The sequence below is a fragment of the Devosia sp. FKR38 genome, from assembly GCF_005222805.1.
Taxonomy (GTDB): Bacteria; Pseudomonadota; Alphaproteobacteria; order Rhizobiales; family Devosiaceae; genus Devosia.
The window spans coordinates 1,067,653-1,082,751 of the sequence record NZ_STGC01000005.1 but is presented as its reverse complement, the minus strand read 5'-3'; the positions used below and the strand labels follow the sequence as shown (position 1 = coordinate 1,082,751).

Sequence of the window (15,099 nt, the reverse complement as noted above, 5' to 3'; positions counted from 1 at the left end):
GTCCCGCTTTTGTGGGGCGGGCTACGCCCCTCCTTGCGGCTCGGAGCACCCCATGTTTGAAGCAATCTTTCTGCAGTTCCTCAACGGGCTGGACAAGGGCAGCGCCTATGCGCTGATCGCCCTGGGTCTGACGCTGGTCTTTGGCACGCTGGGCGTCGTCAATTTTGCCCATGGCGCCCTGTTCATGCTCGGGGCGTTCTGCGCCGTGCTGTTCCGGCAGCTGATGACGATGGAGACCATCACCATCGACCCAACCAAGCTGTCACCCTGGGGGGCGCCGCTGGAAGTGCGGGCACCGCTGGTGCAGGCCTGGTTCGGCGATTTTGGCGCCGTTCTGGTCAACTATTCGGTGCCCTTCTCGATTATCCTGACCATTCCGGTGATGCTGCTGGTGGGGATTGCGTTCGAGCGCGGCATCATCAAGCACTTCTACAAGCGCCCGCATGCCGAGCAGATTCTTGTGACTTTTGGCCTGGCCATTGTGGCCCAGGAGATCATCAAGTCGATCTTTGGACCCAATCCCATCCCGCAGCCCATGCCGGAAGCGGCCCGCGGCGCGGCCGATATCGGCATCTGGCTGGGCATGCAGGCCAATGTGATCACCTATCCGATCTGGCGCCTGGTGTATTTCCTGTTCGCCGGGGTGATCATCGGCGGCGTCTTTGCCTTCCTGCAGTTCACCACCTTCGGCATGGTGGTCCGCGCCGGCATGGCCGACCGCGAGACGGTGGGGCTGTTGGGGATCAATATCGATCGCCGCTTCACCATCATGTTCGGCCTGGCCTCGGTCGTGGCTGGCCTGGCAGGCGTGATGTACACGCCACTGCTGCCGCCGAACTATCACATGGGCATGGATTTCCTGGTGCTTAGCTTCGTGGTGGTGGTGGTGGGTGGCATGGGCTCGCTGCCGGGCGCCGTGGCCGCCGGGTTCCTGCTGGGGATCCTGCAGTCCTTTGCCTCGATGACGCAGGTCAAGGCCATCGTCCCGGGCATCGACCAAGTCATCATCTACCTCGTTGCCGTCATTATTCTGCTTGTTCGTCCGCGTGGCCTGATGGGTCGGCGCGGCGTGATGGAGGCCTGACATGTTGGCCATGCCCCGCAAGGACCTGATCCTCTTCCTCGGCTTCGCCGCCGCCGTGCTCGCCATGCCGATCTGGCTGCAGCCGTTCGGCGCCGCCTATCCGGACCTGCTCAACCGCTTCGCCATCTTTGCGATCTTCGCGGTGGGCTTCAATATCCTGTTTGGCCTGACCGGCTATCTCAGCTTCGGCCATGCCGCCTTCTTCGGCGTGGGATCCTATGCCGCTGTGTGGTCGTTCAAGCTGCTGAGCATGGATGCGGTGCCCGCACTGCTGTTTGCCGTCATCATCTCGGGCCTGTTTGCTCTGGCCATCGGCTTTCTCAGCCTGCGGCGCTCGGGCATCTACTTCTCGATCCTGACCCTGGCCTTTGCGCAGATGAGCTATAACCTGGCCTATTCGGTGTTCACCCCGATCACCAATGGCGAGACCGGGCTGCAGTTGAGCCTGAATGACAAGCGCTATCTCGACCGCATGTTCTTCGAGGCCGGTGCGGGCCTGCCCTCCCCGACCCTGTTCGGCGTGACGCTGAGCGGCTATGTCGCCTTCTACTTCTGCGCGTTCTTTCTGATCGCCACCTTCTTCATCGCCCAGCGCGTGACGGGGTCGCCCTTTGGCATGATGCTCAAAGGCATCAAATCGAACCAGACGCGCATGAACTATACCGGCGTCAACACACGGCCCTATACGCTGGCGGCCTTTGTGATCTCGGGCATGTATGCCGGTCTGGCCGGGGCCCTGTTGGCCATCACCGACCCGCTGGCTGGCGCAGAGCGCATGCAGTGGACGGCATCGGGCGAAGTGGTGCTGATGACCATTCTGGGCGGCGCCGGCACGCTGGTGGGCCCGGTGATCGGCGCCTGGCTGATCAAGTATTTCGAGAACATCTTCTCGGCCATCAACGACGGTATCCTGAGCCAGTTCTGGGGCTTCCTGCCCGAGGGTGCGCAGCACACCGCCGTGCTGATCAGTTCCAAATTCGTCGGCGAAGGCTGGTTCCTCACGCTGGGCCTGGTGTTCGTGCTGATCGTGGTGTTCCTGCCCGGCGGCGTGATGGAGGGGGTGCGGCGCATCGCCTCGATGATCCGGCCCAATAAGCCGACACCGGCCAGTGCCGACAGTTCCGCAACCAAACCCCACCCAGCCGAATAGGACCCGAGCCATGACCATGCCCAATGTCGTGCTGCATGTCGCCGACGTCCACAAGCGCTTCGGTGGCCTGCATGCCCTGGCCGATATCGACCTGCAAGTCGAGGAAGGCCAGACCCATGCCATCATCGGCCCCAATGGGGCCGGCAAATCCACCCTGCTCAATGTGATCATCGGCAAGCTGGCGCCGAGCAGCGGCCAGGTGGTGTTCGATGGGACGGTGCTGACCGGGCGCAAGCCCTATCAGATCAACCAGCTCGGCATCGCCCGGGTGTTCCAGACGCCGGAGATCTTTGCTGACCTCAGCGTGCTGCACAATGTGATGATCCCGGCGCTGGCCAAGCGCGATGGCGCCTTCAAGCTGAATATGTTGCGCTCGCTCGAGCATGAGCATGCCGTGCGCGAGGAGGCCGAGCACATGCTGCATGACGTCGGCATGCACAGCGCTCGTGAAGATCACGCGGGGAGCCTGAGCCGCGGCGACAAGCGCCGGATGGAGCTGGCCATGTGCCTGATCCAGCATCCACGCCTGCTGCTGCTGGACGAGCCGACGGCTGGCATGAGCCGGCATGACACCAATACCACCATCGAACTGCTCAAGAAGATCAAGAGCCGCGGCATGACCAAGGTGATCATCGAACACGACATGCATGTGGTGTTCTCGCTGGCCGACAAGATCTCGGTGCTGGCCCAGGGCCGCATCATCGCCGATGGCACGCCCGACCAGGTGCGTGGCAATCCCAAGGTTCAGGAAGCCTATCTCGGAGGCACTGCGTGATGAGCATGACCCAAATGGACAGTGCGGCCACTGCCGTTCCGCCGCCAGCCGCCAATACCGCCGCCCCGCCGTTCTTTTCGGTGCGCGATGTGCACGCCTATTATGGCGAGAGCTATATCGTGCAGGGCGTGTCGCTGGATATCCGCAAGGGCGAGATCCTGGCGCTGCTGGGCCGCAATGGCGCCGGCAAGACCTCGACGCTGCGCACCATTGCCCGTACCGACGATCCGCAGCTCAAGCGCGGAGAGATCTGGCTGGATGGCGAACCCGTCCATGCCATGAAAAGCTATCAGGCGGCGCGCTCCGGCATCCAGCTGGTGCCCGAGGATCGCCGCATCATCCAGGGCCTGTCGGTTGAGGAAAACATCATCCTGGCCAAGGTGGCGCCCGGCGAGGGCTGGAGTCTGGACCAGATCTACCAGAGCTTTCCGCGCCTGGCCGAACGGCGCAAGCAGGAGGGCGTGACGCTCTCGGGCGGCGAGCAGCAGATGCTGGCCATTGCCCGGGCGCTGGCGCGCAATCTCAAGTTGCTCTTGCTGGACGAGCCCTATGAGGGTCTGGCGCCGGTGATCGTGCACGAGATCGAGCGCATCCTGCACTCGATCAAGCCGTTGGGCATTACCACCATCATCGTCGAACAGAACGCGGTGGCCGCGCTCAAGCTGGCGGACCGGGCGGTGATCCTGGATACGGGCGAAGTCGCTTTCTCCGGCACGGCCAAGGAAGTGCTCGACAATGCCGAGCTGCGGCACGAGTACCTCGCCATCTAGCGCGCGCGTCGCGCAAACCCTTTCCGGTCCACGGACCGGCACGATCTACCCTGGGCTTTATGACAAAGGCATTCCGCCGATTTCACCTCTCCCCCCATTGAGCCCAGGGTAATTCTCTACGCCGCCGGCGGTTCCGGTGCCTCCGGGGGTACCGGCGCGATGGTGATGCCCTCGCTCTCAAGCGCATCGCGGACTTCGCGGGCGAGATCGACAGCGCCCGGCGTATCACCATGGAGGCAAATCGAGCGCGCGGCCGATTTGATCACCGTGCCATCGATGGCGACCAGTTCGCCATGCCGCGCCAGGCGCAGGCATTGGGCCACCACTGCATCGGTATCGTGGATCACCGCGCCCTCCTGACTGCGCGGCACCAGCAGGCCATCGCGGGTGTATGCGCGGTCGGCATAGGCCTCGCGGATCAGCGGCATGCCGACGGCGCGGGCGGCCCGCACCTGCTGGCTGTTGTCGAGCGCCAGCGCGGCCATGCGGGCATCCATGGCCTGGATGGTGGCGAAGATGCCGACGGCAAAGGCCAATTCCTCGGCAGTCTGGTTGGCCAGGGCGCCATGCAGCTTCACATAGGCCAGCGGCACGCCAACCTCGTCAGCGATGAAACGGGTGAGAAAGAGCTGTTCGCGGATCTGCCCAAGCAGGGTATCGAGCGGCATCACGATGCGGAAACGGCCAAAGCGCTTGGGGTCGGCATAGCCGGGATGGGCCCCGGCCCGCACGCCGCGCGCCTTGCAGATGCGCAGGATCTTGCGGATGGTGGCGGCGTCGCCGGCATGGGCGCCACAGGCAATGGAGGCGCTGGAGACAATCTCCAGCAGGTCCTCATCATGGCCAGTGCCCTCGCCCAGATCGGCATTGAGATCGATCACGCTCATCGAATCTGGCTCCGCAACAGGGACTGGGCATGGTCCGCCGAGACGGCGGCGAAATTGAGCATGGTGCCCGGCCGCAGCTGGGCCAGGCGATCGAGATCGGCCGAGATGACCGTGGCAATGCGCGGATAGCCGCCGGTGGGCTGGTGATCGCGCATCAGCACGGTGGGCGTGCCATCGCCCAGGATCTGGATATCGCCGGGGACAATGGCGTCGGACACCAGCGAGAGAATGGTGGCCTCGGCAAAGACACCCTGGGGATCGTCGAGCCTTATGCCCATGCGGTCGTGGCGGCGGCCGATGGCAAAGGGGTGCTGCAGGAAGGCCTGGCGAATGGCGGGGCTGAAGAGATCGGCATGCAGGCCCCAGACGATGCGGATGGGGCCAGTGTCGGAGGGTGATGCGGTGAGCGTATTCGTCAAGGCCCCGTCGACGGCAGGATGCAGATGCAGGATATCGCCAGTGACCAGCGCCCTACCGCGATGGCCGCCGATGGCGGCGCGGGTGCTGGTGGCAAGGCTGCCGAGGACGGGCGGGCATTCGAGATCGGCGTCAAAGCGCAGATAGCCGTAGTTGCCCGCGGGGCCGGGGGTGATGGACAGAGAGTCGCCCGCGCTGAGCGCCACGCTGCCCGGCCAATCGATGGCGAAATCATTGTGCCGGGCGGTGAAGAGGCCTCCCGCAAGGCCCAGTTTGCAGTGGCCGGATTCAACCAGCAGGTCGAGCCCGGCGGTGGTGATCTCGATGGCGCCATGACCGCCACCGGCGAGCTGGCCGGCAAGGGCATAGGCAGCGCGATCCATCGGCCCCGAGGCGCTGACGCCGTGGCGCAGCATGCCGAAGCGACCCGCGTCCTGGATGGTGGCCAAGGGGCCAGCGCGGGTGATGCGGAGGCGCGCGCTCATGCGGCCACCGTGAACTGAATGGTATCGCCGGCGCTGAGGCGTGTGGGCGGGGTGGCAGCGAGGTTGAGATTGGCGAAGTCGGTATGGCCGAGCACATGCCAGCCGGTGGGGAGCGGCGTTGCAGTGATGGCGGTCTGGCCGGCGGCAAAGAGGATGGTGCCGGCCGGAACCATCGGCCGGACGCTGGTGCGGCGCGGCAACACCAGAGCATCGGCGTGCATGCCGCAATAGACAAAACCGGGGGCAAAGCCAGTGGCCAGCACGCGCAGCTTTCGGCTGTTGTGGGCAGCAATGAAGGCGGCGCGCGACAGGTCCAGGGCGGTGGCGACGTCGTCGAGGTCCGGCCCGTCAAAATGCGCGGGAATAGTCCAATGCGTCGGCTGCTCGACGTCGCTGTCGCTCAAAGCAAAGAGGCGCAGGCGGAGTTCCCCGGCGATCTGTGCCGGGCTGGCGCGCAAGGGATCAAAGCGCAGCAGCACCGAGACCAGATTGGGCATGACCTCGTCGACGTCCGGCACCGGATCGCGAGCCAGGAGGCGTGCAAGGGCGATGGCGGCGCGATTGGCCGGCTCGGTCAATGTCGTGCCAAAGCGCACCAGAAGGCTGGCATCGCCCAGCGGGACGATGGTGGGCACGGGAAAGGGTTGAGGTGCGGACAAGTCGGTCACGGTGCGGCCTCGGCGCGCTCTATGCCGCCACTCCTGTCGGAGCAGCCCGGGACAGTCAATCCGGTCCATAAGCGCAGGAACTCTGCCTCGCTCGGAAGACCGTTCGTTAGCGCCGATGCGCAGGGGTTGGCATCGGCCAGAGTTGACCTGCCGGGACTGGTTTGTCCGGCGTCAGTTGGGCTCCTTGCCGTCCTGTTCCACGACAGCGTCGAAGAGCTGGCGTGCCTGCCCCGCACCGATTGCCTCGATGGCAACCGCGGCGATGGCAGCAAACAGTTCTGCAATTTCCTGGGGATCGGTGATTTCGGTGTCGTCGTCTTCGGCGTCGGCGTTGATCAGAGTAAACACAATAACGCGCCTCCAGATATGCCAATGACCCGATAGTGCGGCGATTCCTGTTACAGAATAAATAACGGAAATTTGCCGGCGGGCCGCCGGAGGGGCGTTGCCAACTAGGTCAGCGGGGCTTACTCTTCCGCCGCTTCCAGCTTCTCGACATAGGCCTCTATGTCCTCCAGCGTTGCCGAGAATGGCAGCGGCACATCCCCATAGATCACCTTGTGCGTGGCATCCTCGCGGATGGCATGACCGCCCTTGCCCATCTTGGCGGTGAGCTTTTCGGCCGTGAGGATGGTCAGGCCATGGCGCCCGGCCGTCCGCTTGAGGCGGCGCATCCGGGATGCATCGAATTCCTTGCGGCTCATGTCTGGTCCTTGCCCATGCTACGGTCCGGCCGCCCCCGACAGAGCGGCGGCGGCTTGGGAGGCTGCATAGCAACCGGAGCCACGGCCCGCAATGGGTGCACCGCGCTCACTGGGCTGTCCGTGTCCGCCCGAACCAGGCTGTACCGGCGGCCAACAGCATCAGGCCGGTGGCCAGCACGAAGGTCAGTTGCATCCCGGCGGCGATGGCCGCGGCGGTCGCCTGGGCAAGATCGCTTGTGCCGACGCCCCAGGCAAAGACCGCACCCATGGCCGAGGCGCCGGTCATCAGGCCGATATTGCGCGACAGGCCCAAGAGGCCCGAGACGGTGCCACGCTGGTTGGTGGCGATATCGGCCAGCGCCGCGGTGTTGTTGGCGGCCTGAAACAGCTGATAGCCCGGTGTCAGAACGACAATGGCGAGACCATAGCCCCAAACGCCAAGCAGGCCCGGCAGCATGGCCAGCAGCGCGGCGCCGATGGCCAACAGCGCCAGCCCGATGGAGAGAACCGGTCCGGCGCCCCAGGCATCGACCAGTCGGCCTGAGGGCATGCCGGCGACAATGGAGATCGCTGGCCCGATGGCCATGACGAGCCCGACCTGACCAGCAGCAAGCCCCAGGGCCATGCCGAGATAGAAGGGGCCGACCACCAGCGTGGTCATCATCACCGCCGCGACCAGCAGGTTGACGACCAGATTGGGCAACAGGCGCCAGTGCAGCACTGACCACAGGCTCGGTGGCCGGACCTGCGCCCTGCCCGGTTCGCGTGGCAGCTTGGTGGCGGCCAGCAGCAGCGCGATGGCCGCCAAGGGCAATTGCACCCAGAAGATGCCGCGCCAGCCCGCGAGCGGGATCAGTAGGCCACCCAGCGTCGGCCCCAGCGCGGTGCCCAGCGCCGAGACGGTGCCCAATAGGCCCATGGCGCGACCGATAGTGGCCGCACTGGCACTCTGGCGCATCAGCGCCATGGACAAGGTCATCAGAAAGGCGGCGCCGATGCCCTGGAGGGCGCGGGCGGCAATGAGCCAGGGGAGGCTGGGCGCCAGAGCGCAGGCCAACGCGGCGAGGGCGAAAATGGCCAGTCCCAGCAGCAGCATGGGCCGCAGGCCGAAGCGGTCGCCCAGGCGACCGGCGAGCAGGACCGAGACTGTCAGCGTCGCCAGATAGGCGACGACAACGGCCTGCACGGCGCCAAAGGGGGCGGCGAAGGCCGTGGCCAGGCTGGGTAGCGCAATATTGGCGATGCTGGTGCCCAGGGCGGCCAGCAGCATGGCCAGGGACAGGGTGACGGTGATGCCTGCCTGGTGCCAGGTTGCGACGGGCGATGGGACTGCGTTCATGGGGATTTCTCTTGCTTGAAATGGTGTGTTGGCGCATCCTGCCACTTCAAGTTCACTTGAGGTCAAGCATGGAATTGCTCGATATTGGCGAGGTTTCGGCGCGCAGCGGTGTGCGGCCATCGGCGCTGCGTTATTATGAGGAGGCCGGGCTCATTTCCTCGCTGACGCGGCATGGGTTGCGGCGGCAGTTTGCGCCCGATGTGCTGCTGCAGCTCAAGCTGATCACCATGGGCAAGACGGCCGGCTTCACGCTCGATGAGATTGCCGGCATGTTCGGGCGCAAGGGCCTGGCCGACCTGCCGCGGGGCGTGCTGCATGACAAGGCCGATGCCATTGATCGGCAGATTCGCGAGCTGACGGCGCTGCGCGATACGCTGCGCCATGTCGCTGACTGCGCTGCGCCGTCCCATATGGAATGCCCGACGTTTCGGCGGCTGGTGGATCTGGCCGGACGGCGGGTCAGCAAGCGACGCAAGCCGGCCGGATGAGACGGCTGCCCAAGGCGCGCGGCAAGTCCGCAGGATTTATCGGTCGCCCCTGTGCCAGTCTGCTGTTGTGCAACCGGCATGGCGAGAAGGGAAAACCGAAATGACGCGATCTGCCTACGAGGCGCGGCTCGACAGGGTGCTCGAGCACATCCATGCCCATCTCGACGAGGACATAGGATTCGAGACGCTGGCAGAGGTGGCGTGCCTCTCACCCTACCACTGGCACCGGATCTATGCGGCGATGCGCGGCGAGACGATCACGGTGACGATCCGGCGGCTGCGGCTGTCGCGGGCGGCCGAGCGGCTGGCCAATTCCGACATGCCGCTGGCCGCCATTGCAGCGCAGGCTCGCTATGGCTCGACCGATGCCTTCGCCCATGCCTTCCGGGAGGCCTATGGCCTGGCGCCGGCTGCCTATCGCGCCGAGGGATCGCATACGGCCTTCAAGGCGGCGAACAGGGCGGGCGATGCCGCGGGCTTTCCGATCTTTGTCGAGACGCTGCCAGCCGTTCGCTGTGCAGCAATGGCGCACCAGGGCCCCTATATCGACATCGACCGCGCCATGGGGCAGTTGTTCGCACAGCTTGGGGTGCAAGGCGCCCTACCCGCTGCGCCGCAGATGATGGCGGCGTTTTTCGATGATCCCGATCTGGTGGCCGTGGATCGCCTGCAATCGCAGGCTTGCGTGCCTGTGGGTGAGGCGGCTGTGGTGGCGCCGCCGCTAATCGATACTTTTGTGCGCGGCGGGCTTTACGCGCGGCTGCGCTATGTGGGGCCCTATGCCGATATGCGCGATGCCTATCGCTGGCTGTTCGGCGTCTGGCTGCCCGGCTCGGGCTATACAGCCGACGATGCGCCGGTGCTCGAGGCCTATCGTAACGATCCGCGTGACACGCCGCCGCTGGCGCTGATCACCGATATCCATCTGCCGCTGGTGGCATCGTGACGGAAGCGCTGACAGCGCCGCCGATTGCAGAGGCCGTCGCGCCGGCCTTCGCCGCGATGTCGGCGCCGGTGCGAAGTCACCTGTTGCGCATTCGCGAGTTGATCTTTGCGGTGGCCGCGACGACGCCGGGCGTCGGTATGCTGACCGAAACACTCAAATGGGGCGAACCGGCCTATCTGACCGCGGTATCCGGCAGCGGCAGCACCATAAGGCTGGGGATGGCCAAGGGTCAGGCGGACACTGCGGCGGTGTTGTTCAACTGCCGCACAAGCCTGGTGGAGAGTTTTCGCGCGCAGTTCCCCGATGCGTTTGCCTATCAGGGCAATCGGGCGATCCTGATTCCGACGACGGCTTCCGTGCCAGAGAGCGCCCTGGCGATGTGCCTGGCTATGGCGCTCACCTATCACCAGCAGGCGGGAGGGTCGCGGACCCCGTCGCCATCGCGTCCAGACGGCGCTTGAGCCGTTTGAAGTCGCTGTTGATGATCACCTTGTGGGCCGGGCCGACCGGCAGCATGTAGAGGCGGCCGAAGGCGTTGTGGGTGATGACCGAGGATGTGATCGTCAGCACCTGTTCGGCGATCGCAATGCAGATCATCACGTCGAGATGGCGATCGCGCTCGGTCAGCACCAGCATGTCGGAAGCGCAATGCTCGACGAGAAAGAAATCCAGCCGGTCGCCTGGCTTGATGGTGTCGCGCTGCGTGCCGGAGAAGCCGCCGATCCGCTTGACGCCGAACAGGGCGGAGATGGTGTCGCGGATGCCAAAGGCCACTTGCAGCAGCGGCTGCGGCTCGGCGGTGACCAGATTCCAGGCCTGCAGAGCGGTGATCGGCATGGGGAGCGCGAGCGCACGGACGTCGTAATAGTCCAGCTCAGCCCGCGGACCCAGTGTGTGTGCGGGGGATGTCGTGGTCAAGGCGGCTCTCCCTGGCGCAGTGGCGGCTCGGCTCCAGGCCTGGGATCGCGGCCTTTGTTGCCATGCCCGAGGTCATTACGCAGGACGAGATGGCCATGGCGGGTGGGAAGGGATTCGAACCCCTGGGACGCTTGCGCGCCCGCCGGTTTTCAAGACCGGAGCAATCGACCACTCTGCCACCCACCCGACGGGTGAGGCTTTAGCGGCAGAGCGGCTGGCTGTCCAGACCTCAGGGGATGAGGATCACCGAACCGGTGGTCTCACGGTTTTCGAGGGCACGATGGGCATCGGCGGCATCGGCCAGCGGGAAGCTGCGGCTGATCTCGACGGCAATGGCGCCCGAGGCCACGGCGGCGAAGAGCTTGGCCGCGCCAGCCAGCAGATCGCTGCGCTGGTTGAGGTAATGCGCGCCGGTGGGGCGGGTGACATAGAGCGAGCCCTTGCGCGAGAGCAGGGTAATGTCGGGGATGGTCACCACGCCCGAGGCATTGCCGAAGCTGACCATCAGGCCGCGCGGGCGCAGGCAATCGAGGGATCTCTCGAAGGTCGCTTTGCCGACGCCGTCATAGACCACGTCAACGCCGCGGCCGCCGGTGATGTCGCGCACGCGGGTGGCGAAATCCTCGGTGGAATAGTTGATGACATGATCGCAGCCATGAGCGCGGGCGAGCGCGGCCTTTTCTTCGCTGCCGACGGTGCCGATGACAGTGGCGCCCAGGGCCTTGGCCCATTGGGTGGCCAAAAGGCCGGTGCCGCCGGCCGCGGCATGCCAGAGGATGGTTTCGCCTGCGGCGAGGGGCCAGGTCATGAACAGCAGATAATAGGCCGTGAGGCCCTTGAGCATGATGGCGGCGGCCGTCTGGTCGGAAATGCCATCGGGAATGGGCACCATGCGCTCGGCCGCGGCAACGCGGTGGGTGGCATAGGCGCCGACCTGGCCCTGATAGGCGACGCGGTCGCCCACGGCCAGGCCCTCGACGCCTTCGCCCAGGGCAGTGATGACCCCTGCCCCTTCATTGCCCGCCACAAAAGGCGTCGACATGGGGTAGAGCCCGGAGCGCTGGTAGGTATCGACGAAGTTGAGCCCAATCGCCGTCTGGCGCAGGCCAACCTGCCCCGGGCCAGGCCGGGGCGGCTCGATCGGCTCGAGCGTCAGCACATCCGGGCCGCCGGTCTTGTGGACGATGATGGCCTGGGGCTGCGCCGACATCATGACTTGGGCGTCCGGGGCTTGCGCGGCGCCGATTTCGGGCGGGCCTGGGCGCGGCCGGTGGGCGTGCTGCGGTTGCGCGGGCGCACCGATTCACCGGTCGAGCGAGCGCCGGATGCCACTGGGGCCGCCGGCGCGGCAGCACCGGTGCGACCGAGGGCCGCGATGGCCTTATCGGCGGAGACCGAGCCGGTATCGCCGGTAAACGGGGTGAAGTCGGTCGGGCCGGCATGGACGCCCGACAGACGCTGCTTGCGCTGCTTGGCGAAGATGTTGACCGCCTCGACCAGCACCGAGAAGGCCATGGCAGCGTAGATATAGCCCTTTTCGATGTGGAAGCCGGTGCCGTCGGCGACCAGGGTCACGCCGATCAGCAGCAGGAAGGCCAGGGCCAGCATCTTGGTGGTGGGGTGACGGGCGACAAAGCCGGCGATGGGGCCGGAGGCGACGAACATCACGGCCACGGCGACCAGCACGGCGGCGACCATGACCAGCACCTGATCGGCCGGGACCATGCCAACGGCCGTGATGATGGAATCGATGGAGAAGACCATGTCGATGACGACGATCTGCACCAGGATGGCCTGCAGCGTTGCGCCGGTGACATTGGCCGCGGTGACCTCATGATGGTCCTCGATGGCGGCATGCATCTCGTGGGTGGCCTTGTAGATCAGGAAGCCACCGCCGGCGATCAGGATGATGTCCTTCCAGGAGAAGTCGTGACCAAAGGCTGAGAACAGCGGATCCTTGAGCTGGACGATCCAGCTGATCAGGAACAGCAGGATGATGCGGAACACCAGGGCCAGACCGATGCCCAGCTTGCGGGCAAATTCGGCCTGCTCGCGCGGCAGGCGTGACACCAACACCGAGATGAACACGATATTGTCGATCCCCAGCACGATCTCCATGACCGTCAGTGTTCCAAAGGCAATCCACACATTGGGATCGGCCAACATCTCAAGCATCGCTCACTCCTCCGCACTCCAGCGCGCTGCATGTTGTAGTCCGCCCTGTGCGGCGGAACCAGTCTTGGGCGTATAGTTTTCCAAGACCTGCGGCGTTGCGCAGCAGATTTGAACAATGGCGACGCTGGCTTAGCTCGCGCCGCCGGTGATACGATTGTGCCAAACCTCGAACCGAAGAGTCCGCAATGGAATCGTTTTCTCCGCTCCCGGCCGCCATCGGCGGGAGTCTGATTGGGCTGGCCACGGCCGTCCTCTGGCTCGGCAATGGGCGCATCGCCGGCATATCGGGCATCTTTGGACAACTGCTGCCGCCGGCGCAGACGGTGGTGTGGCGGCTGGTGTTCCTGGTTGCCCTGGTGGCTGCCGCCTTTGGCGCGGCGCGGCTGTTCCCCGGCATCGGCATGGGTGGCGATGTGCCGGCGACCCTGGTTGAGGCGCCGGTGGCGCTATCGATCCCCACGCCGGCCTGGCTGGCGGTAGCGGGCCTGCTGACGGGCTTGGGCACCAAGATCGGCAATGGCTGTACCTCAGGCCATGGCGTGTGCGGCATCGCCCGGCTGTCGCGCCGCTCGTTTGTGGCAGTCGCCGTGTTCTTTGGCGTCGCCATGCTGACGGTTGCCGTTACGGGGGTGGTGTGATGCCCCACCTCAGGTCTTCTTATCTGACCACGGCCGCGGTCAGCGGCGGGTTGTTCGGCGCCGGGCTCTATGTGTCGCAGATGGTCGATGCCAAGAAGGTGCTGCGCTTTCTGGATGTCACCGCCATTCCGAGCGGCGGCTGGGACCCCAGCCTGGCCTTTGTCATCGTGCCGGCCATCGTGATCATGTTCATCGCCGTGCAGTGGAGCAAGCGGCGGACGGCACCGCTGTTCGACAGCAGCTTCCACCAGCCCGAATATGACAAGGTGGACATGCGGCTGATCGGCGGCGCAGTGCTGTTCGGCATGGGCTGGGGCATGGCGGGCATTTGCCCGGGCCCGGCCATTGCGCTGATCGCCTTTGGACCTGAGAACCTGGCAATCTTCCTCGTAACCATGCTGATCGGCTCCTATGCGGGCAGCATGCTGGTGCCAAGCGGCCATGAGCGCCGCCTGGCGGACGCCCGATGAGCGCCCCCGTTGTGCAGGCCATCGTGATTGGCGGAGGCCTCTCCGGTGTCGCCGCGGCGGTCGCCGTGGCCCGCACCGGGCTTGAAACCGTGCATCTGGCGCCACCGGCGCCGCCGGATCGGCGCACCTCGGCGCTGATGATGCCCAGTGTCGACTATCTGCAGTCGGCCGGGCTGATCGATGCGCCCGAGGCGCTGGGACATGCCCTGAGCCAGATCCGCATTATCGATTCGACGCCGCGCCTGATCCGCGCGCCGGAGACCCTGTTTGACTCGCGCGACGCCGGCATTCCGGCCTTCGGCTGGAATTTTGCCAATGCGCCTTTGCTGGAGCGGTTCCATGCCAGCGCCATGGCCCTGCCCAATCTCAGCATCCGTCCGGTGGGGGCTACGGCTCTGGTCCGCGACGGCAATGACTGGGTGGTGAGCCTAGCCGACGGGTCGAGCGTGCGGGCGCCGTTTGTGGTCGGCGCGGATGGCAAGAAATCCATGGCGCGCGCGGCAGCGGGGCTACGGGCGACCGAACGGCAATTCGAGCAATCGGCGCTGGTGTGCGATCTCGACCTCGGCCGACCTGTCGGTGGCACCTCGATCGAGTTCCACTACCCCAAGGGACCGTTCACTTTGGTGCCCGCCGGCGGCAACCGCGCCAATCTCGTATGGATCGACGATGCGGATGTGCTGGCTGCGGCGCAGGCGTCGGGCCCAGATGGGCTCATCGCACGCTTTGCCGAGAAATCGCAGCGCCTGTTTGGCAGCATTACGCTGGCCAGCCCGAGTGTGGTGTTCCCGCTTGGCGTGCTGAGCGTGGATCGGGCCGGTGCCAATGGCATTGTGCTGGCCGGCGAGTCGGCCCATGCCTTCCCGCCCATCGGGGCGCAGGGGCTCAATCTGGGCCTGCGCGACGTGGCGGATGTGGCGCGGGCACTGGCTGGCGTCGATCGCAGCCGGCCCGACTGGGCCATTGCGGCCAGCGTGGACTATGCCAAGCGTCGCGCGGCGGACCTCGCCCGCACTGGCGGCATGGTCGATACGCTGTTCCGTTCGCTGCTGGCCGACATGATCCCCGCGCAGGCGTTGCGCGCGGGTGGATTGTGGGCCCTCAAGCTGGCCCCGGCGCTGCGCAAACAGGCTTTCGCGCTGGGCATGGGCCTGCGCTGAAGCCAGGCGAGCACCAGACAAGCAA

The 15,099-nt window shown here is 65.7% G+C and carries 19 protein-coding genes and 1 tRNA gene; 10 read left to right on the top strand and 10 right to left on the bottom strand.

The genetic code is table 11. The features are described 5' to 3' along the window. The first annotated feature begins 52 nt into the window (after positions 1 to 52). From E8M79_RS10275 to E8M79_RS10260, 4 genes are read left to right on the top strand one after another with little or no spacing between them, the layout of a single operon-like run. Positions 53 to 1,084, top strand: coding sequence for a branched-chain amino acid ABC transporter permease (locus E8M79_RS10275; RefSeq protein WP_137151811.1), 1,032 nt, complete (start codon positions 53 to 55; stop codon positions 1,082 to 1,084). A gap of 1 nt (position 1,085) precedes the next feature. After that, positions 1,086 to 2,234 (top strand): branched-chain amino acid ABC transporter permease, encoded by a 1,149-nt coding sequence (locus tag E8M79_RS10270; RefSeq protein ID WP_137151810.1) that lies wholly within the window; start codon positions 1,086 to 1,088, stop codon positions 2,232 to 2,234. Positions 2,235 to 2,244: 10 nt separating this feature from the next. After that, positions 2,245 to 3,009 (top strand): ABC transporter ATP-binding protein, encoded by a 765-nt coding sequence (locus E8M79_RS10265; protein ID WP_205747901.1) that lies wholly within the window; start codon positions 2,245 to 2,247, stop codon positions 3,007 to 3,009. 14 nt (positions 3,010 to 3,023) lie between these two features. Further along, on the top strand, positions 3,024 to 3,779 hold the full coding sequence (locus E8M79_RS10260; RefSeq protein ID WP_171015935.1) for an ABC transporter ATP-binding protein: 756 nt from the start codon (positions 3,024 to 3,026) through the stop codon (positions 3,777 to 3,779). Positions 3,780 to 3,895: 116 nt separating this feature from the next. Here the strand turns inward: E8M79_RS10260 and E8M79_RS10255 are convergent, their stop codons facing one another. From E8M79_RS10255 to E8M79_RS10235, 6 genes are all read right to left on the bottom strand, one after another. Beyond that, positions 3,896 to 4,666: a 5-oxoprolinase subunit PxpA gene (locus tag E8M79_RS10255; RefSeq protein ID WP_137151808.1), complete on the bottom strand. Its 771-nt coding sequence runs from the start codon at positions 4,664 to 4,666 to the stop codon at positions 3,896 to 3,898. Then, a complete protein-coding gene (locus E8M79_RS10250; protein ID WP_137151807.1) occupies positions 4,663 to 5,568 on the bottom strand; it encodes a biotin-dependent carboxyltransferase family protein in 906 nt (301 codons plus the stop codon). Before E8M79_RS10250 ends, E8M79_RS10255 begins: the two co-directional genes overlap by 4 nt. Next, positions 5,565 to 6,236, bottom strand: coding sequence for a carboxyltransferase domain-containing protein (locus E8M79_RS10245; protein WP_171015819.1), 672 nt, complete (start codon positions 6,234 to 6,236; stop codon positions 5,565 to 5,567). Before E8M79_RS10245 ends, E8M79_RS10250 begins: the two co-directional genes overlap by 4 nt. Positions 6,237 to 6,407: 171 nt before the next feature. Beyond that, complete coding sequence (locus tag E8M79_RS18385) at positions 6,408 to 6,584, bottom strand: hypothetical protein (RefSeq protein ID WP_171015818.1); 177 nt, start codon at positions 6,582 to 6,584, stop codon at positions 6,408 to 6,410. Positions 6,585 to 6,703: 119 nt separating this feature from the next. Then, a complete protein-coding gene (locus tag E8M79_RS10240) occupies positions 6,704 to 6,940 on the bottom strand; it encodes a hypothetical protein (RefSeq protein ID WP_137151805.1) in 237 nt (78 codons plus the stop codon). A 106-nt stretch (positions 6,941 to 7,046) separates the two neighbouring features. Continuing rightward, positions 7,047 to 8,279: an MFS transporter gene (locus tag E8M79_RS10235; RefSeq protein WP_137151804.1), complete on the bottom strand. Its 1,233-nt coding sequence runs from the start codon at positions 8,277 to 8,279 to the stop codon at positions 7,047 to 7,049. A gap of 68 nt (positions 8,280 to 8,347) precedes the next feature. On the opposite strand from E8M79_RS10235, the gene E8M79_RS10230 reads away from it, so the two are divergent. The 3 genes from E8M79_RS10230 (at position 8,348) to E8M79_RS10220 (ending at position 10,174) form a co-directional block, all read left to right on the top strand. Beyond that, positions 8,348 to 8,767: a helix-turn-helix domain-containing protein gene (locus E8M79_RS10230; protein ID WP_137151803.1), complete on the top strand. Its 420-nt coding sequence runs from the start codon at positions 8,348 to 8,350 to the stop codon at positions 8,765 to 8,767. A gap of 100 nt (positions 8,768 to 8,867) precedes the next feature. Beyond that, positions 8,868 to 9,713: an AraC family transcriptional regulator gene (locus E8M79_RS10225; protein WP_137151802.1), complete on the top strand. Its 846-nt coding sequence runs from the start codon at positions 8,868 to 8,870 to the stop codon at positions 9,711 to 9,713. Then, positions 9,710 to 10,174 carry a DUF1801 domain-containing protein gene (locus E8M79_RS10220; RefSeq protein ID WP_248304965.1) on the top strand — a complete coding sequence of 155 codons (465 nt, stop codon included), beginning with the start codon at positions 9,710 to 9,712 and terminating at the stop codon, positions 10,172 to 10,174. Before E8M79_RS10225 ends, E8M79_RS10220 begins: the two co-directional genes overlap by 4 nt. On the opposite strand, the gene E8M79_RS10215 is transcribed toward E8M79_RS10220, so the two are convergent. From E8M79_RS10215 to E8M79_RS10200, 4 genes are all read right to left on the bottom strand, one after another. Next, entirely contained in the window at positions 10,110 to 10,631 is a 522-nt protein-coding gene (locus E8M79_RS10215) for a DUF2867 domain-containing protein (protein WP_137151801.1), read from the bottom strand. The genes E8M79_RS10220 and E8M79_RS10215 overlap by 65 nt on opposite strands. Positions 10,632 to 10,727: 96 nt before the next feature. Next, positions 10,728 to 10,817, bottom strand: a tRNA-Ser gene (locus E8M79_RS10210). 43 nt (positions 10,818 to 10,860) lie between these two features. After that, the gene (locus tag E8M79_RS10205) at positions 10,861 to 11,844 is read right to left on the bottom strand and encodes a quinone oxidoreductase (RefSeq protein ID WP_248304964.1); all 984 of its coding nucleotides are present in this window, start codon (positions 11,842 to 11,844) and stop codon (positions 10,861 to 10,863) included. Next, positions 11,841 to 12,806 carry a TerC family protein gene (locus tag E8M79_RS10200; protein ID WP_137151800.1) on the bottom strand — a complete coding sequence of 322 codons (966 nt, stop codon included), beginning with the start codon at positions 12,804 to 12,806 and terminating at the stop codon, positions 11,841 to 11,843. The genes E8M79_RS10205 and E8M79_RS10200 overlap by 4 nt, the downstream gene beginning before the upstream one ends. A gap of 185 nt (positions 12,807 to 12,991) precedes the next feature. On the opposite strand from E8M79_RS10200, the gene E8M79_RS10195 reads away from it, so the two are divergent. The 3 genes from E8M79_RS10195 to E8M79_RS10185 are packed head-to-tail and all read left to right on the top strand — an operon-like array spanning position 12,992 to position 15,074. Then, on the top strand, positions 12,992 to 13,444 hold the full coding sequence (locus tag E8M79_RS10195) for a YeeE/YedE family protein (protein ID WP_137151799.1): 453 nt from the start codon (positions 12,992 to 12,994) through the stop codon (positions 13,442 to 13,444). Continuing rightward, complete coding sequence (locus tag E8M79_RS10190) at positions 13,444 to 13,914, top strand: DUF6691 family protein (protein ID WP_205747900.1); 471 nt, start codon at positions 13,444 to 13,446, stop codon at positions 13,912 to 13,914. The genes E8M79_RS10195 and E8M79_RS10190 overlap by 1 nt, the downstream gene beginning before the upstream one ends. Continuing rightward, positions 13,911 to 15,074, top strand: a complete 1,164-nt coding sequence (locus E8M79_RS10185; RefSeq protein ID WP_137151798.1) for an FAD-dependent monooxygenase — start codon at positions 13,911 to 13,913, stop codon at positions 15,072 to 15,074. Before E8M79_RS10190 ends, E8M79_RS10185 begins: the two co-directional genes overlap by 4 nt. Positions 15,075 to 15,099: the final 25 nt, after the last annotated feature.